The sequence below is a fragment of the Paraburkholderia oxyphila NBRC 105797 genome (genome assembly GCF_000685075.1).
Taxonomy (GTDB): Bacteria; Pseudomonadota; Gammaproteobacteria; order Burkholderiales; family Burkholderiaceae; genus Paraburkholderia; species Paraburkholderia oxyphila.
On record NZ_BAYD01000046.1, the window covers coordinates 14,963 to 36,054 of the forward strand.

At 63.0% G+C, this 21,092-nt stretch carries 19 protein-coding genes; all 19 read right to left on the minus strand.

The genetic code is table 11. From position 1 onward, the window contains the following. Position 1: 1 nt before the first annotated feature. Positions 2–472 carry a F0F1 ATP synthase subunit B gene (locus BO1_RS25920; protein ID WP_028220040.1) on the minus strand — a complete coding sequence of 157 codons (471 nt, stop codon included), beginning with the start codon at positions 470–472 and terminating at the stop codon, positions 2–4. A gap of 193 nt (positions 473–665) precedes the next feature. Continuing rightward, positions 666–956, minus strand: coding sequence for a F0F1 ATP synthase subunit C (gene atpE / locus BO1_RS25925; protein WP_156992403.1), 291 nt, complete (start codon positions 954–956; stop codon positions 666–668). A 107-nt stretch (positions 957–1,063) separates the two neighbouring features. Continuing rightward, a complete protein-coding gene (gene atpB, locus BO1_RS25930) occupies positions 1,064–1,912 on the minus strand; it encodes a F0F1 ATP synthase subunit A (RefSeq protein WP_028220042.1) in 849 nt (282 codons plus the stop codon). A 108-nt stretch (positions 1,913–2,020) separates the two neighbouring features. Further along, the gene (locus tag BO1_RS25935; protein ID WP_028220043.1) at positions 2,021–2,539 is read right to left on the minus strand and encodes an ATP synthase subunit I; all 519 of its coding nucleotides are present in this window, start codon (positions 2,537–2,539) and stop codon (positions 2,021–2,023) included. Between the two features lie 269 nt (positions 2,540–2,808). After that, a complete protein-coding gene (locus tag BO1_RS25940) occupies positions 2,809–3,924 on the minus strand; it encodes an SLC13 family permease (protein ID WP_043286516.1) in 1,116 nt (371 codons plus the stop codon). A 61-nt stretch (positions 3,925–3,985) separates the two neighbouring features. Next, positions 3,986–4,873, minus strand: a complete 888-nt coding sequence (locus tag BO1_RS25945) for a ParB/RepB/Spo0J family partition protein (RefSeq protein WP_028220045.1) — start codon at positions 4,871–4,873, stop codon at positions 3,986–3,988. A gap of 19 nt (positions 4,874–4,892) precedes the next feature. Next, positions 4,893–5,663, minus strand: coding sequence for a ParA family protein (locus BO1_RS25950; protein WP_028220046.1), 771 nt, complete (start codon positions 5,661–5,663; stop codon positions 4,893–4,895). A gap of 171 nt (positions 5,664–5,834) precedes the next feature. Continuing rightward, positions 5,835–6,533, minus strand: a complete 699-nt coding sequence (rsmG, locus tag BO1_RS25955; protein ID WP_028220047.1) for a 16S rRNA (guanine(527)-N(7))-methyltransferase RsmG — start codon at positions 6,531–6,533, stop codon at positions 5,835–5,837. Next, positions 6,530–8,488 carry a tRNA uridine-5-carboxymethylaminomethyl(34) synthesis enzyme MnmG gene (gene mnmG, locus BO1_RS25960; RefSeq protein WP_028220048.1) on the minus strand — a complete coding sequence of 653 codons (1,959 nt, stop codon included), beginning with the start codon at positions 8,486–8,488 and terminating at the stop codon, positions 6,530–6,532. The genes rsmG and mnmG overlap by 4 nt, the downstream gene beginning before the upstream one ends. Before the next feature lie 183 nt (positions 8,489–8,671). After that, complete coding sequence (locus BO1_RS25965; protein ID WP_028220049.1) at positions 8,672–9,421, minus strand: ABC transporter ATP-binding protein; 750 nt, start codon at positions 9,419–9,421, stop codon at positions 8,672–8,674. Continuing rightward, on the minus strand, positions 9,418–11,205 hold the full coding sequence (locus BO1_RS25970) for a branched-chain amino acid ABC transporter ATP-binding protein/permease (RefSeq protein WP_052409602.1): 1,788 nt from the start codon (positions 11,203–11,205) through the stop codon (positions 9,418–9,420). The genes BO1_RS25965 and BO1_RS25970 overlap by 4 nt, the downstream gene beginning before the upstream one ends. A 4-nt stretch (positions 11,206–11,209) precedes the next feature. After that, a complete protein-coding gene (locus BO1_RS25975; protein ID WP_028220051.1) occupies positions 11,210–12,265 on the minus strand; it encodes a branched-chain amino acid ABC transporter permease in 1,056 nt (351 codons plus the stop codon). A gap of 246 nt (positions 12,266–12,511) precedes the next feature. After that, positions 12,512–13,681 carry an ABC transporter substrate-binding protein gene (locus BO1_RS25980; RefSeq protein ID WP_028220052.1) on the minus strand — a complete coding sequence of 390 codons (1,170 nt, stop codon included), beginning with the start codon at positions 13,679–13,681 and terminating at the stop codon, positions 12,512–12,514. 387 nt (positions 13,682–14,068) lie between these two features. Then, the gene (locus BO1_RS25985; protein WP_028220053.1) at positions 14,069–15,235 is read right to left on the minus strand and encodes an ABC transporter substrate-binding protein; all 1,167 of its coding nucleotides are present in this window, start codon (positions 15,233–15,235) and stop codon (positions 14,069–14,071) included. Between the two features lie 703 nt (positions 15,236–15,938). Further along, positions 15,939–16,910 carry a branched-chain amino acid ABC transporter permease gene (locus BO1_RS25990; protein WP_028220054.1) on the minus strand — a complete coding sequence of 324 codons (972 nt, stop codon included), beginning with the start codon at positions 16,908–16,910 and terminating at the stop codon, positions 15,939–15,941. Further along, entirely contained in the window at positions 16,910–17,794 is an 885-nt protein-coding gene (locus BO1_RS25995) for a branched-chain amino acid ABC transporter permease (RefSeq protein WP_028220055.1), read from the minus strand. Before BO1_RS25995 ends, BO1_RS25990 begins: the two co-directional genes overlap by 1 nt. Positions 17,795–17,926: 132 nt before the next feature. After that, entirely contained in the window at positions 17,927–19,144 is a 1,218-nt protein-coding gene (locus BO1_RS26000) for an ABC transporter substrate-binding protein (RefSeq protein ID WP_043286520.1), read from the minus strand. 111 nt (positions 19,145–19,255) lie between these two features. Next, positions 19,256–20,026, minus strand: coding sequence for an ABC transporter ATP-binding protein (locus BO1_RS26005; protein WP_028220057.1), 771 nt, complete (start codon positions 20,024–20,026; stop codon positions 19,256–19,258). After that, positions 20,023–20,802 (minus strand): ABC transporter ATP-binding protein, encoded by a 780-nt coding sequence (locus BO1_RS26010; RefSeq protein ID WP_028220058.1) that lies wholly within the window; start codon positions 20,800–20,802, stop codon positions 20,023–20,025. Before BO1_RS26010 ends, BO1_RS26005 begins: the two co-directional genes overlap by 4 nt. Between the last annotated feature and the right edge of the window lie 290 nt (positions 20,803–21,092).

Consider the following 21,092-nt stretch of genomic DNA (forward strand, 5'->3'; position numbering starts at 1 on the left):
ATCAGAGCTCGGCTTTCAGTTGATTCAGCAGGTCGGCGTGGGCCGTCTGGTCGACTTCGCGCTTCAGGATCTGCTCGGCACCCTGGATAGCGAGCACAGCAACTTCTGCGCGCAGTACTTCGCGCGCCTTGACGACCTGATGCTCGGCGTCGGCCTTCGCCTGGGCGACGATGCGCTGGGCTTCGGCATACGCCTGAGCCTTGATTTCCTCTGCCAATGCCTGAGCGCGCTTTTCGGCGTCGGCGATGCGCTGCTGCCCGTCGACACGGGCCTGCGCGAGTTCCTGTTCGACGCGCTTGTGCGCCGCCGCCAGTTCCTCTTTGCCCTTTTCGGCTGCCGACAATCCGTCGGCAATCTTCTTCGAGCGCTCGTCGATGGCGTTGATCATCGGCGGCCACACGAATTTCATCGTGAACCACGCGAGGATCAGGAACACGATCATTTGCGCAAACAGGGTTGCGTTGAGATTCACGGTGTTTCCTTCCTAACGTTGCTATAGAGATGCCCGGCGATCGGTGGCCGGATCCTGTGGATCGGAGCCCCCTCCGAGCATCCCGTCACCGGTACCACGCCGGGGCTGGCTTAGCTGGCAAACTTCTCATTGGAGTCGCTTGCACGACTAGCGGCCAGACTCAGCGATGGGGGAGACGCTATAAACCGGGAATTCAGCCTGCGAGCTTCGACAGCAGCGGGTTGGCGAACGCGAACAGCATTGCAAGACCCACACCGATCAGGAACGCCGCGTCGATCAGGCCAACCAGCAGGAACATCTTCGTTTGCAGCGGGTTCATCAGTTCAGGCTGACGCGCGCAGGCTTCAATGTACTTGCCACCCATCATGCCGATACCGATACATGCGCCGCATGCGCCCAGACCGATGATGATGCCGATGCCGATGGCGGTCGGCCCCTGGATGAGAGCGGTCAGAGCGTGGATGTTGGCGAGCAAATCTTGCATGATTATTCCTCTGAAAAAGACTTAATTACTTGATTTAAAAAACCAGAGACCAATAAAACAAACCGGCGAAGCGAAGCCTGAGCCCGGCGGACCGGGCAGCACGAGACTCAGTGCTTGTCGTGCGCTTGCCCCAGATAGACCAGCGTCAGCATCATAAAGATGAACGCCTGCAACAGGACGATCAGGATGTGGAAGATCGCCCATACGCTGCCCGCGATCACATGCGCGATAAAACCCAGGACACCGAAATTCAGATCGAAGCTCCACAGGCCGCCCAACAGCGCGATCAGCAGGAACAGCAGTTCGCCCGCATACATGTTGCCGAACAACCGCATGCCGAGCGAAACCGTCTTGGCCACATATTCGATGATGTTCAGGCCCAAATTGGGAATCCAAAGCAGCGGATGCGCACCGAACGGTGCAGAGATCAACTCGTGCAACCAGCCACCGAGACCCTTGATCTTGACGCTGTAATAGAGCATCAGAACGAAAATGCCCAATGCCATGCCGAAGGTGGCGTTGACGTCTGCCGTCGGCACAATGCGCTGATGCGGAATCACCGTGGATAGACCCAGCACACCGATGATGCGCGTGACCAGATCGACCGGCACCAAGTCCAGCGTATTCATCAGGGCCACCCAGATGAATACGGTCAACGCCAGCGGCGCGATGAAAGCGCGGCTGCCGTGAATCATGGCCTTGGACTGATCCTCGACCAGCTCGACCAGCATCTCTATCGCCCCTTGGTAACGCGAGGGCACGCCCGATGTGACCTTGCGCGCGGCCAGCCACAGTATGAAAATCGTGAGCACGCCGGTCAGAATCGACCAGAACAGCGTGTCGTAATTGATGATGGAGAAATCGACGACGCTCGTCTGCGGCTTGTTCGAGAAGAACGTCAGGTGGTGCGCGATGTACTCAGAGGGATCGAGCACGTGCGGTTCGCTTGCTGCCATTTTTTCGGACACCCCAGCAATATTAAAATACGGTCAGCCTGCCGCGCTCAGCCCGTCGGCGCGCCTGCCTGCAGGACGCGCGCGGTTACCAAACTCGACAAACATTGATCAAAACGCCAGTGCGGCCCAATACACTTTGAGTCCCACCGCATAGGCCACCAACATCGGCAACCAGCGCACCTCGTGATACGTCTCGCCGATAACGACGAAGAGCACCAACGTTATTCCGGCCTTGAATGCTTCGCCTGCAATCAGTGCCATCCGGGAGCGGGCTCCCGCGCGCTTCAGATACAGCGCGAACAGAGCGCCCGGAACCCAGCACGCTGCGCCGCCAAGCAGGGCCGACAATACGGCATGCGTGGACTGGCCAGGAAACAGCGAGACAACAAGCGCCACCAACAATGACACTGCTATTTGTGCTGCCACGACCCGCAGCGGCGTTATGCGCGACGGGCGGTCCACTTTCGGGCCGAACAGTTTCCTGGCTTCGTCCCGCGTGAGTGGAATGATATTTTCTTGCTCGTCCCAAGCACCCTGCGGGGATGAAGTCCGAGCGTCGGAGCGCTTTGGCGCCCCCCCCTCAGCTGACGCCTCGGACGGCGGCAGGTCAGGCGATTTGCGCGTCATGCAGATCCTTGGTTCGGCCTACGCCTTAGCAAGGCCTTCAGGCGCATCAAACTGTCAATCCGGGCAGATTGTAAGCGATAGTCGCAGGGGGTTCAAGATTTTAGACTATTCAATAATGCCAGTGAAACGGCACATCATGATGCGAGAAAGGGCGTCCAGGATGGAAATGGACCACAACTGCAAGGTGGTCGCGCGAGGCGTAAGCGTGCGCCACGAATCGGCATCGGCGCCATGGGAAAAACGCCGCACAAATGCGCTCGAAAGCCGTGTCAAAAATGCGACAGCAGCCAACCGCCCGCCGCGCCGCCAAGCAGCCAGAACGGTATGGAATAGAGATGGAACGGCAGCCACATGCCACGTAGCCGGGCCAAACGCACGGCGATCAGGTTGGCAAGCGAGCCGATCGCGAAGCCGAAGCCGCCCACGCTCACGCCGAAGGCTAGCGCACGCCAGTCGTGAATAAAGCTCGCGAGCACAATGGCGGCCGGAACATTACTGATGATCTGCGAAAGCACGGCGCCTGCGGCATATCCGCGCAGCGGAGTGTCCAGAGCGAGACCACCGAGCAAAGCGTGGATCCATGGCAATGCGGCAACGCTGCGCAAGACGATGAACATCAGCACGAAGATGCCGAGCAGCAACCAGTCGATCTTCCACACGATGCGCGCGCGCCAGATCAAGAATCCTACAGCGACGCCCGTGAGTGCGATGCCAGCATGATGCGCATCCGCGAGCAACACGAATGCAACGAAGAGCACCCCGGCAACGCCGGCGAGCGGACGATCGACCGGATGCGGCTCAACGTCCATCGAAAGATCGAGAGGCTGCGACTTGAAGACAAGCGCGACGAGGACGAACAGCATGGCCATCAACGTCGCACAAAGTGGTGCAAGCGCAGCGACGAATCGGCCGAACGAGACACCGCTCAATTGCCAGAGAAATAGATTCTGCGGATTGCCGAGCGGCGTCAACACGGAGCCTGCGTTGACTGCAAGCGCGACGACAATCACGAGCCGCCGCAGCGGCAATGGCGTCAGTTCGTGCAAGGAAAGCATGAGCGGCACGACGACGAAGAGCGCGACATCGTTGGTCACCACCATGGACAGTCCAGCTGCCAGCGCGATCAGCAACAGGGCAAGCGCCCGTTCGGAATGGACGTGGCGAACAAGCCGGTGGGCAATCCAGGTTAGCAGTCCTGAATATTCCACGGCCCTCGTCAAGATGAGAAGGCCCGCAAGCGTCATCACCGTTTGCCAATCAACAAGCGCAGGTAACGAAGCCCAGCCGCGCGGCGCAAATAACTGAAGCAACACGAACGCGACGATGAGGGTCGTTAGCACGGGCTCGCCGGCCGTCACCGCGCCAAGGCGGCGCAATACGCGCATGGGGCCTTGCCTGACACCTTGAGTCTGCGGCACCGATTCGTCTTGCGCGCTCAAGCCTGCCTCAAACAGCGGTCTCGCCACGCAGGCGGATCAGAATGCCGTCGAGTGCATCGAGGTCGCCGAAGTCGACCGTAAGTTGACCGCGCCCTCGCCGGCCGAGCTTGATCCTGACCGCCGCGGCCAGCAAATCAGACAGTTCCTCTTCAAGGCGACGCGTGTCACGGCCGCCGTCGTGCGCCGCCTTGGCCTTCACCGCAGGCGCGGCTTTGGTCGTGGTCGAAACGAGCTTCTCCGTTTCACGCACCGACATGCGCTTGTTGACCACCTGATTGGCGAGCACGATCTGGGTGGCGGCATCCACCGCGAGCAATGCGCGCGCGTGGCCCATGTCGAGATCGCCTGCGAGCAGCATGGTCTGTACCGGCGCGGCAAGATTCAAAAGACGCAGCAGGTTCGACACCGCGCTGCGCGAGCGCCCCACCGACTCCGCGGCCTGCTCGTGCGTGAAACTGAATTCGTCGAGCAGACGCTGGATACCCTGCGCCTCTTCAAGCGGATTCAGGTCTTCGCGCTGGATGTTCTCGATCAGCGCCATCGCGGCGGCGGCCTGGTCGGGCACATCCTTCACGAGCACCGGCACTTCCTTGAGTCCGGCGATGTGCGCCGCGCGGAAGCGCCGCTCGCCCGCGATGATCTCGTAGCGCTCGGGTCCGACCGGCCGCACGAGGATCGGCTGCATCAGCCCCTGCGCACGAATGCTCGCCGCAAGCTCCTGCAGCGCGCCTTCGTCCATGCGCGTACGCGGCTGGTACTTGCCGGCCTGCATCTGCGTGAGCGCAAGCGTATTGGGCGCGCCATCGATCTTCACCGCTTCGGTGATGTCCGCGCTGCCGCCGAGCAATGCTTCCAGTCCTCGACCCAGCCCCTTCTTCCGTGCTACTGCGTTCATCGTGCTTCTCCAGTCTGCGTCAGAGTGCGCGTACGCGCTCGATCATTTCCGCGCCGAATTGCACATAAGCCTGCGCACCACGCGACGCGCGGTCGAACACCACACCCGGCAAGCCGTAGCTGGGTGCTTCCGCAAGGCGGACGTTGCGAGGAATCACCGCGTCGAACACCTTGTCGCCAAAGTGCTCCTTCAATTGCTCCGATACCTGTTGCTGCAACGTGATGCGCGGATCGAACATCACGCGCAAAAGACCGATCACCTTCAGGTCGCGATTCATGTTCGCGTGCACCTGCTTGATCGTATTGACGAGGTCCGACAGGCCCTCGAGCGCGAAGTACTCGCACTGCATCGGAATCACGACACCGTGCGCCGCGCACAGCCCGTTGAGGGTGAGCAAGGACAACGCCGGCGGGCAGTCGATCAGCACGAAGTCGTATTCGTCGTCGACTTGTGCGAGCGCGGCCCGCAGGCGGCGCTCGCGCTGCTCGACTGTCACCAGCTCCACTTCGGCGCCGGCCAGTTCGCGGTTGGCGGGCAGCACGTCATAGCCCACCTGCTCCGGGCGCGTGCGCGCTTGCGGCACCGTCACGCCGTCGACGAGGACTTCATAAACCGTGTTCTCGCACGCCGCCTTGTCGATGCCACTGCCCATCGTGGCATTGCCCTGCGGGTCGAGATCGATGAGAAGGACACGTTGTCCCTGCGATGCGAGGCTCGCGGCGAGATTGACCGTTGTCGTCGTCTTGCCGACGCCGCCCTTCTGGTTCGCAACGCAGAAGATTTTTGCCATCTTTCGTGTGTCCCTTTTACTGCCTTAAAAAGTTTGCTTACGTTATAGCGCATCCGCTATCGGACGCGCTATCCGGCTTTTCGGTCTGGGCCATCCTGGCCTGGGCCATCTCGGCCTGGACCGTCTGGCCTAAGCCATCACGGCCAGTGAATCACGCTATTGTGTCAGCGATCAGACCGCTGCTGCCGGTTCGACCAGCACCTCGGTCAGATGCCGTTCCGCGTCGAGCATCGGCACCGTGAGGCGGATCGTTTGCACCGCGCGAGCGCCGGCCGGCAAACGTTCGATCTCGCCTTCGGGCCGTACGCCCTTCATCGCCCAGATCGCTCCACCGTCCGCAACGAGGTGACGGGCCAGTGTAACGAAATCGGCGAGTTCCGCGAATGCCCGCGAGACGATCAAATCGAATTTTTTCGGTACTTCGACTCCAGGACGCAGGGTTTCGACCCGCCCTGTCACCACGGAGAGGTTCGTAAGACCCAATTCCGCCTTGGCCTGCGACTGGAACGCCGACTTCTTCTGCACGATGTCGTTCAACGTGACCTGCCAGTCCGGTCGCGCAATCGCCAGCACGATGCCGGGCAAACCGCCGCCCGAGCCGACGTCGAGCACGGCGGCATCGGCACGCGCGGGCAAGTGAGGCAGGATCGAAAGCGAATCGAGGATGTGCTGAATCAGCATCTGGCGCGGATCGCGGATCGCCGTCAGGTTGTAGACGGCGTTCCACTTCGCCAGCAATGCAACGTAGGCCAGCAGTTGTTCGTGCTGCCGCTCGCTCAGGTCGAGGGAGAGCGCTTGCGCGCCCTCCTTCAGCAGTTGCGCGAGTGCGTCGCGGTCCGCGATGCCGGGTTGCCGTGCGCGGCCCGTCATTGGGCCACCGGCGTGTTGTCGGTGCCCTGATCGGACGGACTCTGACGGCGGCGACCGAGGCCGCGCTTGAGGTGAACCATCAGCAGCGAGATTGCGGCAGGCGTGATGCCCGAGATACGCGACGCCTGGCCAATCGTTTCGGGACGGAACTGGTTCAGCTTCTGGCGCGCTTCGAACGACAAGCCGCGCACTTCGGCGTAATCGATGCCTTCGGGCAGACGCGTATTCTCCTGGGCGCCGTTGCGCTCGATCTCATCGGCTTGACGGTCGATATAGCCCTGATATTTGATGCCAATCTCGATCTGCTCCTTGATTTGGGCAAGCAGGACCTCGTCGTCGGCAAGCGGTGCTTCCGGCGCGCAGGCACCCTCGCGCAGACCGCAGACGCCGTCGTAGCGCACGCCAGGACGGCGAAGCAGATCCGCAAGGTTGTACTCGCGATCGATTGGCTTGCCCAGGAGTGCTGTCGCCTCTTCCGCACCAAGCGTCTTCGGATTCACCCACGTCGACTTCAGGCGCTCTGTTTCACGTGAAACAGCATCGCGCTTGCGGCTGAATGCGTCCCAGCGGATGTCATCGACGACACCGAGCTCGCGGCCGATCTCCGTCAAGCGCATGTCGGCGTTGTCCTCACGCAGGCTCAGACGGTATTCGGCGCGGCTCGTAAACATGCGGTACGGCTCCGAAACACCGCGCGTCACCAGATCGTCGACCAGCACGCCAAGGTATGCCTGGTCGCGACGCGGACACCACGCGTCCTTGCCCTGCACCTGCAGGCCGGCGTTGATACCCGCGAGCAGGCCTTGCGCGGCCGCCTCTTCATAGCCCGTCGTGCCATTGATTTGGCCCGCAAAGAACAGGCCATTGATGACCTTCGTTTCCAGCGAGGCCTTCAGCCCGCGCGGATCGAAGTAGTCGTACTCGATCGCATAGCCAGGGCGCAGGATGTGAGCGTGCTCCAGCCCGCGCATCGAGTGCACGAGCTCGAGCTGAACGTCGAACGGCAGGCTCGTCGAGATCCCGTTCGGGTAGAACTCGTTAGTCGTGAGGCCTTCTGGCTCCAGGAAGATCTGATGCGATTCCTTCGAGGCGAAGCGGTGAATCTTGTCTTCAATCGACGGGCAATAGCGCGGCCCCACCCCTTCGATCACGCCCGTATACATGGGCGAGCGGTCTAGACCGCCGCGAATGATGTCGTGCGTACGCTCGTTGGTGTGCGTCACCCAGCAAGGAATCTGCTGCGGATGCTGCTCTGCCCTGCCGAGGAACGAGAAGACCGGCACCGGATCGAGGTCGCCCGGCTGCTCTTCGAGCACCGAAAAGTCGATCGATCGGCCATCGATGCGCGGCGGCGTGCCCGTCTTGAGGCGGCCTTGCGGCAGCTTCAGTTCCTTCAGGCGTGCCGAAAGCGTCACGGCGGCCGGATCGCCAGCGCGTCCGCCCGTGTAGTTATTCAGGCCCACGTGAATCTTGCCGTCGAGGAACGTCCCCGCCGTCAGCACCACGGCACGCGCCCGGAAGCGGATGCCCACCTGCGTCACGGCCCCCACCACACGATCGCCTTCGACCATCAGGTCCTCAACCGCCTGCTGGAACAGCCAGAGATTCGGCTGATTCTCGAGGCGTCGACGGATCGCCGCCTTGTACAGGATGCGGTCGGCCTGAGCGCGCGTCGCACGCACGGCCGGGCCCTTGGACGAATTCAGGATGCGGAACTGGATGCCGCCCTCGTCGGTGGCCGCGGCCATTGCGCCGCCCAGCGCGTCGACTTCCTTGACCAGATGGCCCTTGCCAATGCCGCCGATCGACGGATTGCAGCTCATCTGGCCGAGCGTTTCGATATTGTGCGTGAGCAGGAGCGTCTTGACGCCCATGCGGGCAGCGGCGAGCGCTGCCTCGGTGCCGGCGTGACCGCCGCCGACGACGATTACGTCAAATTCTGTGGGAAAAAGCATGGCGGGACCTCACGCACGGACAAATGGACCGCGTGAGCCTTCTCAGAAAAAAGTGGTATGCGCGAATTATAACGGTTTCGGGTTTTGGGCCGTTCACTCCCGAATTTCGTTCCGCCGTCACTCTAAAAAAAGCGGCGTGTTTCACGTGAAACACGCCGCCGTTTTCTGCAGAGGTTGACGAGATCAGACCGGTTTCTTGGCCAAGCCTAGGTAAGTCTCGATCACCCGAGGATTCTGCGCCAGCTCGTCCGCCGGCCCTTCCAGCGCCAGATCGCCCGTTTCCAGCACGTAGCCGTAGTCGGAGATCTGCAGTGCGGCACGCGCATTCTGTTCGATCAGCAGTGTCGCCACGCCCGTCTGCCGCAGCGCGCTGATGATGTGAAAGATCTCTTTCACGATCAGCGGGGCCAGCCCAAGGCTAGGCTCGTCGAGCATCAGCAAATCCGGCTTGCCCATCAGCGCACGTCCGACTGCAAGCATCTGGCGCTCGCCGCCCGAGAGCGTACCCGCAGCCTGGGCGCGCCGCTCCTTGAGCCGCGGAAAGAGCTGAAACACGTGCTCGAGCTGGTCGAGGAAGTTGCACTCACCGGCCCGCTTGCGGCGGTAGGCGCCGAGCACGAGGTTGTCCTCGACGGTCATCGAGGCAAACAGCTCGCGCTTCTCCGGCACCAGGCACATGCCGCGCGCGACGCGCCGCTCGATGGGCAGCGTGCCGATATCCTCGCCCAGATAGGCAATCCGGCCACTGGCATGGCCCGTGACCGGCAACGCGCCCATGATGGCATTGAGCAGCGTGGACTTGCCTGCGCCGTTCGGGCCAATTACGGAGACGATCTGCCCCGCGCCCACCTTGATTGCCGCCTTGTGCAGCGCCTCGATCTTGCCGTAGCGCACGGCGAGTCCGGAGACTTCGAGTACAGGAGCGCTCATCATTCCACCCCGCCCAGATAAGCCTCGAGCACTGCCGGGTCCTGCTGCACCTCTTGCGGCAATCCTTCCGCGATCCGCGTGCCGAATTCCATCACGACCAGTCGATCGGTGAGATTCATCACGAAGTCCATGTCGTGTTCGACCAGCAGCACGCTCATCCCCTCTTCTCTCAGCCTGCGCAGCAAGCCGGCCAGCTGTTGTTTCTCCTGATAACGCAGGCCGGCCGCGGGCTCGTCGAGCAGCAGCAGGGTCGGATCGCAGCAAAGCGCCCGCGCAATCTCCAGAATGCGTTGCTGCCCGAGCGCGAGGCTGCCGGCCTCGTCGTACATGTGCTGCTCGAGGCCCACGCGGCGAAGCTGCCTGGCCGCCTCGCTCATCAGCCTGCCCTCTTCCGCCGCGTTGAGCTTCACGACGCTGCGCAGCACGCCCGAATGGCCACGCAGATGCGCGCCGATCGCGACGTTCTCCAGCACGGTCATCGTCGGCAGCAGCTTGACGTGCTGGAACGTGCGCCCGATGCCACGCGCGACGATTTCACGTGAAGTCAGGCGGTCGATACGCTCGCCGCGGAACGTGATTGCGCCGCTGGTCGGCTGCAGCACGCCTGTCACGAGGTTGAAGGTCGTCGACTTGCCCGCGCCGTTCGGGCCAATCAAGCCGATGATCTGCCCCGCCCTCACCTCGAAGCTCACGTCGTTGACAGCCACGAGCCCGCCGAACTGCTTGCGCGCCTTGTCGACGGTCAGCAGCAATTCGCCTGTGGCGGGCTTGCTGCGCTGCGGCAAGGGCTCGGCGTGCTCGGGCACGTGCGCCTGCGGTCCGCGAGGAAAGAAGCGCGCCACGAACGGCCACACGCCGCGCCGCGCGTATTGCAGCAGCAAGACCATCAAGATGCCGAACACGATGATCTCGAAATTGCCGTTCTCGCCCAGCAGCTTCGGCAGCAGCGTCTGCAGCCAATCTTGCAGAACGGTGAGGATCGCCGCGCCCAGCACGGCGCCCCAGACGTGCGCCACGCCGCCCACCACCGCCATGAACAGGTATTCGATGCCGTGGTTCAGGCCGAACGGTGTGGGGTTCACCGCGCGCTGCAGATGGGCGTAGAGGAAGCCCGATACCGCTGCGAGCACGGCCGCGTAGACGAAGATCACGACGCGCATCCATGCCGTGTTCACGCCCATCGCCTCGGCCATCTGCCCGCCGCCGCGCAGCGCGCGGATCGCGCGGCCCGTGCGGCTATTGAGCAGATTCTGAACGGAGATGACTGACGCCAGCACGACCACCCAGATCAGGTAATAGATATGGCGCCCCGACTCGAGGTCGATGCCGAGCACGTTGAGGACCGGAATGCCGTTGATCCCGTCGTACTTGCCCAGCATGTCGAGATTGCCGAACAGGAAGAACAGCGCGAGCCCCCAGGCGATGGTGCCGAGCGGCAGGAAGTGCCCCGAGAGCCGCATGGTGACGAGCCCCAGCACGAGCGCAACGAGCGCCGTGATGACGACGCCGACGATCAGCGCAAGCCACGGTGAGACGCCGTACTGCGTGGTCAGATACGCGGTCGCATAGGCGCCGAGCCCGACGAACGCGGCCTGCCCGAAGCTCGTCATCCCGCCGATGCCGGTGAGCAGCACGAGCCCGATCGCGACGATCGAATAAAGGCCGATGTAGTTGAGCAGCGTGATCCAGTATTCGGGCACGTGCAAGGGATGCGGCAGCACCGGCAGCGCGAACATGACCACGAGGAACAGCCAGAAGAAGCGGTTATGCAGAACAAGTCGTTTCATCGCTTCACTCCTCTTCCTCTTCGGCATGCGGCGTGGAAAGGCTGCGCCACAGCAGCACGGGGATGATCAGCGTGAACACGATCACTTCCTTGTAGGCGCTTGCCCAGAACGACGAGTACGACTCCAGCAGGCCCACGAGCACGGAGCCCGCGGCAGCCAGCGGATAGCTCACCAGACCGCCGATGATGGCGCCCACGAAGCCCTTCAGGCCGATCAGGAAGCCCGAGTCGTAGTAGATGGTGGTGAGCGGCGCCACCAGCACGCCGCACAGCGCACCGAGCCCTGCGGCGAGCGTGAACGCGAGCCGCCCGGCCTGAGTCGTGCCGATGCCCACGAGGCGCGCGCCCAGCCGGTTCACCGAGGTCGCGCGCAGCGCCTTGCCCGAGATCGTGCGATCGAAATAGACATACAGCGCGACGATCAGCACCGCCGCCGTGCCGATCACCCAGAGGCTTTGCCCCGAGATCGAGAGGCTCCCGACGTTGAACGTGGCATCGGTGAATGCGTTCGTGCGCGAACCTTCCGCGCCGAACATCACGAGCCCGAGCCCGACCATCGCGAAGTGCACCGCCACCGCGACGATCAGCAACAGGAGCGTGGTCGCCTCGGCGATGGGCTCATACGCGAGCCGGTAGATGAACGGCCCCATCGGCACGACGATCGCGAGCGTGAGCGCAATCTGCACGAGCATGGGCAGTTGCTGACCGGCCACGCCGCGTGTGAGCACATAGAGCGCAATGGGAAAGAGCAGATACTTGCCCGCGAGCGTCACGAGCGTGCGCGGCGCATGCTTGCGCCGCTCGGCATGCCGCACGAGCCCCGCCGTCTCCACGACGAAGCACGCGGCGCCCAGCGCGACGAGCAGCCAGCAGGTGGCGGGAAACTTCTGCGATTGCAGCGCGGCGAGCGTCAGCGCGCCATACGAGACGAACTCGCCCTGCGGAATGAAGATCACCCGCGTCACGGAGAACACCAGCACCAGGGCGAGCGCGAGCAGCGCGTAGATCGCTCCGGTGGTGATGCCGTCCTGCGCGAGGATCGCGGCGATCGATAAATCCATAACTCCTCTTTCTGTAGCGCGTGAAACCAGGTACGTCGGAAAGGATGGCGAAGCGGGGAAAACGCGCGGCGCAGCCACACAGGCTGCGCCGCGTTCAAGGATGCACTGCGGGAGCGCACCGCGAGGCCGCGATGCGCGGCCATTGTCGGTGGCCGAAATGAAGCGTGAGTGTTGTGAGTATCGAGTGCGTTTCACGTGACACTACGCACCCGCGCAGCGTCACGTCATTACGTTGCTACGCTCTCGTCACTCGCTCTGCAGCTTCCACTTGCCGTTGACGACCTCCACGATCACGCGGGCGCGGTCGTCGAGGCCGTTGTGATCGGTGGGCGTGGTGTTCATGATGCCGTGCGAGAGCGGCAGCTCCTTGACGTTCTCGAGCGCATCGCGCAGCGCCACGCGGAACGCCTCGGTGCCGGGCTGCGCCGTCTTGAGCGCGACCGGAATCGCGCGCTGGAGCATCTGGCCCGCATCCCAGGCGTGGCCGCCGAAGGTCGCCACGGAGCCTGCGCCATAGGCCTTCTCGTACGCCGCCTTATAGGCGAGCGCCGACTGCTTCACAGGGTTCGAGTCGGGCAGCTGATCGGCGACGAGAATCGGGCCGGCGGGCAACAGCTCGCCTTCGCAGTCCTTGCCGCACACGCGCAGAAAGTCGTTGTTCGCCACGCCGTGCGTCTGATAGATCTTGCCCTTGTAGCCGCGGTCCTTGAGCGTGGTCGCGGGCAGCGCCGCGGGCGTGCCGGAGCCGGCGATCAGCACGGCGTCGGGGTTCGCCGACATCAGCTTGAGCGCCTGGCCCGTGACCGACGAATCCGTGCGGTTATAGCGTTCGTTCGCGACGATCTTGAGGTTGTGCTTCGCCGCCGCCGCGCTGAACTCCTTGTACCAGCTGTCGCCGTAGGCGTCCGTAAAGCCGATGAAGCCCACCGTCTTCACGCCGTGCTTCTCCATATAGCCCGCGAGCGCATCGGCCATCAGGCTGTCGTTCTGCGGCGTCTTGAAGGCCCATTTGCGCTTGTCGTCCATCGGATGCACGATGGCCGCCGACGCCGCGAGCGAGATCATCGGCGTCTTGCCTTGCGCGACGACGTCGAGCATCGCCAGCGAATTGGGCGTCACCGACGAGCCAATGATCGCATCCACGTGATCCTCGTCGATCAGCTTGTGGGTGTTCTGCACGGCCTTGCTCGTGTCGGAGGCGTCGTCGAGCACGATGTACTGCACGCTCTTGCCCGCGATCTCCTTGGGCAGCAGCGCGATGGTGTTCTTCTCCGGAATGCCGAGCGACGCAGCCGGCCCCGTTGCCGACAGCGTCACGCCGATCTTCACCTGCGCGGCGGCCATGCCTGCCACGCCCATCAACGCGGCTGCGAGTCCCGCGCTAATCGACCTCAAAACCCACTTCTTCGTTTTCATTGCGCGTCTCCAAACGCTTTGTCTGCGTGTTATCGAGTCATGCCGCGCCGATTGCTACGATCTTCGTAAACCCGGCGCCGGCCTCTGAGTGTAGTAATCGGGATCGCGCGTGTGATGCATGGTTTTCCCTGCCCGCAGCGCGGCACTGGCCGCCGCGCGCACGGTGCGCGTTCCGTTTTGTCTACTGCCCTGTCGACCAGAGTTAGTGCTTCAGCTGTCGACCAGAGTCGGTGCTTCAGCACTTACTCTGGTCCCATGCAAAGCCACCCTGCTCTATACCCGCGCCGTGTTGCACGGCGTCGTTGCATCGGCAACAAAAAAGGCACCTCGTTCGAGCGTGCCTTTCTTGGTCTCTTGCTTGATGTGCTTGCGCGTTCCTCGTGAAACTCAGTCGCCGGCCAGCTTCCACTTGCCGCCGGTGATCTGCACCATCACGCGCGCGCGTTGATCGAGGCCCGCGTGATCGGTCGCGCTCATGTCGAAGATGCCATGCGCGCCCGCGACGTCATGCGAATCTTCAAGCGCTTTGCGCAGCGCCTCGCGAAACGCCTTCGTCCCGGGCTGGCCCGCCTTCAGCGCGACCGGAATCGCGTGCTGCAACAGTAGACCCGCGTCCCACGCATGGCCGCCGAACGTCGAGATCGACCCTGCCCCCCAGGCCTTCTCGTAGGCCGCCGTGTACGCGAGCGCCGATTGCTTGACGGGGTTCGTGGCCGGCAACTGGTCGGCCACGAGCAACGGGCCGGCAGGCAGATACGTGCCCTCGCAATCCTTGCCGCAGACGCGCAGGAAGTCGTTGTTCGCCACGCCATGCGTCTGATAGATCTTGCCCGCGTAGCCACGCTCCTTGAGGGTCTTCTGCGGCAGCGCGGCCGGCGTGCCCGCGCCGGCGATCAGCACGGCGTCGGGATGCTGCGAGATCATCTTGAGCACCTGGCCCGTGACGGAAGCGTCGTTGCGCGCGAAGCGCTCGCTCGCCACGACCTTGATGTTCTGCTTCGCGGCCGCCGCGCCGAACGCCTTGTACCAGCTCTCGCCGTAGGCATCGGAGAAGCCGATGAAGGCCACCGTCTTCACGCCGTGCGCCGCCATGTGCTGCGCGATGGCGCCGGCCATCAGCTGATCGTTTTGCGGCGTCTTGAAGACCCAGGCGCGCTTCGCGTCCATCGGCTCGACGATCGAGGCCGCCGCGGCCATGGAGATCATCGGCGTGGCCGTTTCTGCGGCGACGTCGATCATCGCGAGCGAATTGGGCACCACGGTCGAGCCGATCAGCGCGTCCACGTGATCTTCGCTCGTGAGCTTGCGCGCGTTCTTCACGGCCTGAGTCGAATCGGTCGCGTCGTCGAGCACGATGTAATCGATCTTCTGACCCGCGATTTCCTTCGGCAACAAGCCGATGGTGTTCCGTTCGGGAATCCCCAGCGAGGCGGCGGGCCCCGTGGCCGACAACGTCACACCGATCTTCACGTCCGCCTGCGCCACACCTGCTGTAGCCGCGAGTGCCCCGGTCGCGACGCATGCCGCGCTCATCCAACGCCAAACCAACTGCATCTCCACTCCTTCGATAAATCGTTTTCTTTATTGCCCCGGATTTTCAGCGCTACCGGATTTCAATCCGGTGGCGTTCGTGTTTTCACGCGTGATTCACTTACCGGCGAATCGGTAAGCGCAACCAGCAGATAATGCTGACCGCATGGTCGGCGAATGGCGAGTGTAACGGAGTGATGTTTGGCGCGGCAAGCGCTTTCCATTCGCTTACAACACGAACGCAACGCACATGCAAAGCCGTGTGCAATGCGTAACGCGCGAAGCCATCAGAGACAGGCATTCCACGCTCCGCGGAGAAATTTGCGTAATTCGGAGAGGGGGAAAACTCGCGCAGAAGTGCCGATTATTGACGAACGGCGGGCAAACGCCAGGCGAACGTAATGCGAGTGGAAAAAAGGAACAGCGGAGGAGGAAAAAGATAATCGGGAGAACGAGGTGTGTGCATCGCACAAAAAATGGCGCACAAATAAAAAGCGCTGTTGGACTCTCATCCAACAGCGCTTCCTTGTCCGGGCACTTTGTGCCTCAGTTGTCTCCTCGTTCTCCACCTGCAAATTCGGTGCATCAGAACTGGGTGAACTTTAAACTTCAGGCCCCTTCCGGGCAACTAGCATTTACCCTAGTGGTGCAGTGCGGCACCCGAATGGGGCGCTTCAACGCCCATTGTCTCACCGACTGCAACAAAAGGCCACGCGCACCGCCCTCTTCAAGCGCGCAGCGGCCGCACGCGCGCCACGATCTCGCCGACGATGCCGCGCCGGAACGCCAGCACGCAGGCAATGAAGATGAGGCCGGTGACGATCGTCGCCGACTCGCCGAGCGAGCGGAACCAGTCCACGCCCGTCAGATGGGCGAGCGCCGTGCCGATGTCGCCAAGCCGGTCTTCGAGCGCCACGATCAGCGCCGCGCCCAGCAGCGGCCCGAACAGCGTGCCCATGCCGCCCACGAGCGTCATCAGGATCACGAGGCCGGACATGGTCCAGTAGGCGTCGCCGAGCGTCTCGAAACCGAGCACGAGGACCTTGAGCGACCCGGCCAGACCCGCGAGACCCGCCGACAGCACGAACGCGAGCAGCTTGAAGCGGTCGGTGTCATAGCCGAGCGAAACGGCGCGCGGCTCGTTCTCCTTGATCGCGCCCAACACCTGCCCGAACGGCGAATGCACGATCCGCACGATCAACAGGAACGCAAGCACCATCACCACGAGCACGACGTAATACAGCGCGAGATCGGAGTCGAGCGAGACGAGCCCGAACAGCTTGCCGCGCGGCACGCCTTGCAAACCATCCTCGCCATGCGTGAAGGGCGCCTGCAGAAACACGAAATACACCATCTGTGCGAGCGCAAGGGTGACCATCGCGAAATAGATCCCCTGGCGGCGGATCGCGAACATGCCCACGATCGCCCCCAGCAGCGTGGCGGCAGCCGTGCCGGCCAGCACGCCCAGCTCGGGCGTGAAGCCGAGCGACTGGATCGCATAGCCGGTGGTATAGCCCGCCGACGCGAGGAACATCGCATGCCCGAACGAAAGCAGTCCGGTGTAGCCGATCAGCAAATTGAACGCGGCGGCAAACAGCGCGAAGCACAGCACCTTCATCACGAAGAGCGGGTACGCGCCTATGAAAGGCGCCGCGATCAGACCGATCAGCAGCAGGCCATAAAGCACTTTTCTTTGCATCACCGTTCCTTGCCGAAGAGACCAGCGGGGCGAATCAGCAGCACGATCGCCATGATCACGAACACCACGGTCGCGGAAGCCTCGGGCCAGAACACGCGCGTGAAGCCTTCGATCACGCCGAGCAGGAGGCCCGTGATGATCGACCCCATGATCGAGCCCATCCCGCCGATCACGACCACGGCGAACACCGTGATGATCATCGACTGGCCCATGAGCGGCGAGACCTGGATGACCGGTGCGGCCAGCACGCCCGCGAACGCGGCGAGCGCGACGCCGAAGCCGTAGGTGAGCGTGATCATCAGCGGCACGTTGATGCCGAACGCCTCGACGAGCTTGGGATTCTCCGTGCCCGCACGCAGATAGGCGCCAAGGCGCGTCTTCTCGATCACGAACCACGTGGCAAAGCACACGGCAAGCGAAGCAACCACGACCCACGCGCGGTAGTTGGGCAGATACATGAAGCCGAGATTGGTCGCGCCCGAAAGCGCGTCGGGCACGTCGTACGGCTGCCCGGAAGAGCCGTAGATGGAGCGGAACACCCCTTCCAGCACGAGCGTGAGCCCGAAGGTCAGCAGGAGTCCGTATAAATGATCGAGCCGATAGATCCAGCGCAGCATTGTGCGCTCGATCACCATCCCCACCAGTCCCACCACGATGGGCGCGACGAAGATCATCACCCAGTACGGCAGGTTGAAGTAAGCGAGACCCATCCACGTGAGCATCGCGCCCAGCATGAACAACGCGCCGTGCGTGAAGTTGATCACGTTGAGCATGCCGAAAATCACCGCGAGACCCAGGCTCAGGATCGCATAGAACGAACCGTTCACGAGCCCGAGCAACAACTGGCTCAGCATTGCCGGAAGCGGAATGCCAAAGATCGTCATGAAAGCCGCCATGAATGCCAACAACGGTTACGCACACACGCGGCACGCGGCGCGGGCTCCTCGCCGCGACGCGTGCCGCCTGCCTGACACACAGCCATTACACCCTTCGGATTCTGCAAGCCTTGGGGGTAGTTACTTCCACAGCGCGCATTTGCTCTCCTGCTTGGTCGTGTACGCCTGCTCGCCCGGAATCGTCTGCAGGACCTTGTAGTAGTCCCACGGCTTCTTCGATTCCGACGGCTTCTTCACCTCGACCAGATACATGTCGTGGATCAGCACGCCGTCCTGGCGGATATAGCCGTTGCTCGTGTACATGTCGTCGATCTTGTTCTTCTTCAGCTGCGCCATGACCTTGTCGGCATCGGTCGTGCCGGCCGCCTGCACGGCTTTCAGATACGACGTCACCGCAGAATAGTCGGCCGCCTGCAGCTCGGACGGCATCTTCTTGGTCTGGTCGTAATAGCGCTGCGCCCACTTGCGGGTCGCGTCGTTCTGATCCCAGTACCAGCCGGTCGTGAGCACGAGGCCCTGCGTCGTCTCGAGCCCGAGGCTGTGAACGTCAGGCAGGAACATCAGCAACGCCGCGGTCTTCATGGTCTTGTTGATGCCGAATTCCTTGGCGGCCTTGATTGCGTTGACCGTGTCGCCACCGGCGTTCGCGAGGCCGAGGATCTGCGCCTTCGAAGCCTGCGCCTGCAGCAGGAACGACGAGAAGTCCGACGCCGAAAGCGGATGCCGCACCTCGCCGAGCACCTGGCCGCCGTTCGCCTTCACGACGTCCGCGGTGTTCTTCTCGAGCGACTTGCCGAACGCGTAGTCGGCGGTCAGGAAGAACCAGGTCTTGCCGCCCTGCTTGAGCACCGCGAGGCCCGTGCCCTTCGCGAGTGCCACCGTGTCATAGCCGTAGTGGACCGTGTACGGCGTGCACTGCTCGTTCGTGAGCGCATCCGTGCCCGCGCCGGTGTTGATGTATACAAGCTTCTTTTCCTGCGCGACCTGATTCATCGCGAGCGCGGTGGCAGAATTCGTGCCGCCGAGCAGCAAATTGAGCCCGTCGCGGTCGGCCCACTCGCGCGCCTTCGACGCCGCGATATCGGCCTTGTTCTGGTGGTCCGCGTACATGACCTGGATCGGCTTGCCCAGCACCTTGCCGCCGAAGTCCGCCACCGCCATCTTGATCGCCACGAGGCCGCCCGGGCCGTCATCGTCCGCATACAGGCCCGACATGTCGGTGATGAAGCCGATCTTCACCGCGTCGTTGGCGGCCTGCGCGCTCCCCGCGCTGAACGCCATCACGGCGGCCGAGGCAGCAAACAGGCCCGCAAGCCGTGCGAACGTGGTTTTCTTCATTGCAGTCTCCTTCATTGGTTACGTTGTTATTCAGGAACACTCCATGAACAAGCGGAGGCAAAACAGTTCGCGCGGCGCGGTCCACCGCCGCGCGCGAGGCAAACATGAAAACTAGACTCCGAGGAGGTCGTGCAGCACCGGCATCTTGCCTTCGAGCTCGGCAATGCCGAAGCGCTCGACGATGCGTCCGTGCTCCATTACGTAGAAGCGGTCGGCGAGCGGCGCCGCAAAGCGGAAGTTCTGCTCGACCATCACGATCGTGTAGCCGCGCGACTTCAGCGTGAGGATCATGCGGGCGAGCGTCTGCACGATCACCGGCGCGAGGCCTTCGGAGATCTCGTCGAGCAGCAGCAGGTTCGCGCCCGTGCGCAGGATGCGCGCCACGGCGAGCATCTGCTGCTCGCCGCCCGAGAGCCGCGTGCCCTGGCTATTGCGGCGCTCCGCGAGATTCGGAAACATCGAGTAGATCTCGTCGAGCGACATTCCCCCCGCGCCTTTTGTGCCCTTCATGCCGATCGCGGGCGGCAGCAGCAGGTTTTCCTCGCACGAGAGGCTTGCGAAGATGCCGCGCTCCTCGGGGCAATACCCCACCCCGCAATGCGCGATGCGATAGGTGGGCATCTGGATGGTCTCGCGCCCGCCGATGCGGATCGACCCCGTGCGCCGGCCCGTGAGGCCCATGATCGCGCGCAGCGTCGTGGTGCGCCCCGCGCCGTTGCGCCCGAGCAGCGTGACGACTTCGCCGCGTTTCACGGACAAGTCGACGCCATGCAGGATATGCGACTCGCCGTACCACGTCTGCAAGCCCGCGATTTCTAGCGCGCTCTCGCCCGGCGCGGCATCGGCTGCCGCTTCGTTCCCCCGCTCCGTCACGGTGCTCATGCGTGCGCCCCCGCGAGCGCCGCATCGGCGCTGCCCATATAGGCTTCGGCCACGAGCGGATTCTTCGACACTTCCGCGTAGCTGCCCTCGGCCAGCACCTCGCCGCGCTGCAGGACCGTGATGGTGTCGGAAATGCCAGCGATCACGTTCATGTTGTGCTCGACCATCAGGATCGTGCGGCCGCTCGACACTTTCTTGATGAGCGCGGTGACGCGGTCCACGTCCTCGTGGCCCATGCCCTGCGTGGGCTCGTCGAGCAGCATGAGCTCGGGCTCCATGGCGAGCGTCGTCGCGATTTCGAGCGCGCGCTTGCGCCCGTAGGCGAGCTCGACGGTGGGCACGTCGGCGAAATCGGTGAGGCCCACCTGGGTGAGCAGGTCCATGGCGCGGTCGTTGAGCTCGGCGAGCGAGCGCTCGCTCTTCCAGAAGTGATACGCGGTGCCGAGCTGGCGCTGCAGGCCAATGCGCACGTTCTGCAGCGCGCTCAAATGCGGAAACACCGCCGAAATCTGAAACGAGCGGATGATGCCGCGCCGCGCGATCTGCGCGGGCCGCTCATGCGTGATGTCGATGCCGTTGAAGACAATGCGCCCCGCACTCGGGACGAGAAATTTGGTCAGGAGATTGAAGCAAGTGGTCTTGCCCGCGCCATTCGGTCCAATGAGCGCGTGAATCGAACCGCGGCACACGCGCAAGTTCACCCCGTTGACGGCCGTGAAACCCTTGAACTGTTTCGTGAGGCCGCGTGTCTCCAGAATCGTGTCGCCGAGAATCATGTCCCCTTCCACGCGAAGTAAGGCGTAACACTTCAGATCGTTCGTGCAGGGCTGTGCACGACTTTGCACGGCGCGCCATGTTTGGGCGCGCGCTTGCCCGCTCTGTCATTCCGCGCCATTGTCTCGCCAATGATGCAGCGCAATCATTGGGATTTGCACTTACGGGTGAGAGGCAATATCCACGCGCCTACGACGCGCTACTTGACGACAAATGGCAGCACGATGACGTCGAAATGACGACGCGTTCGACGCATCACAATTTCACGCAAAACATGCGAATGCGCATGCGC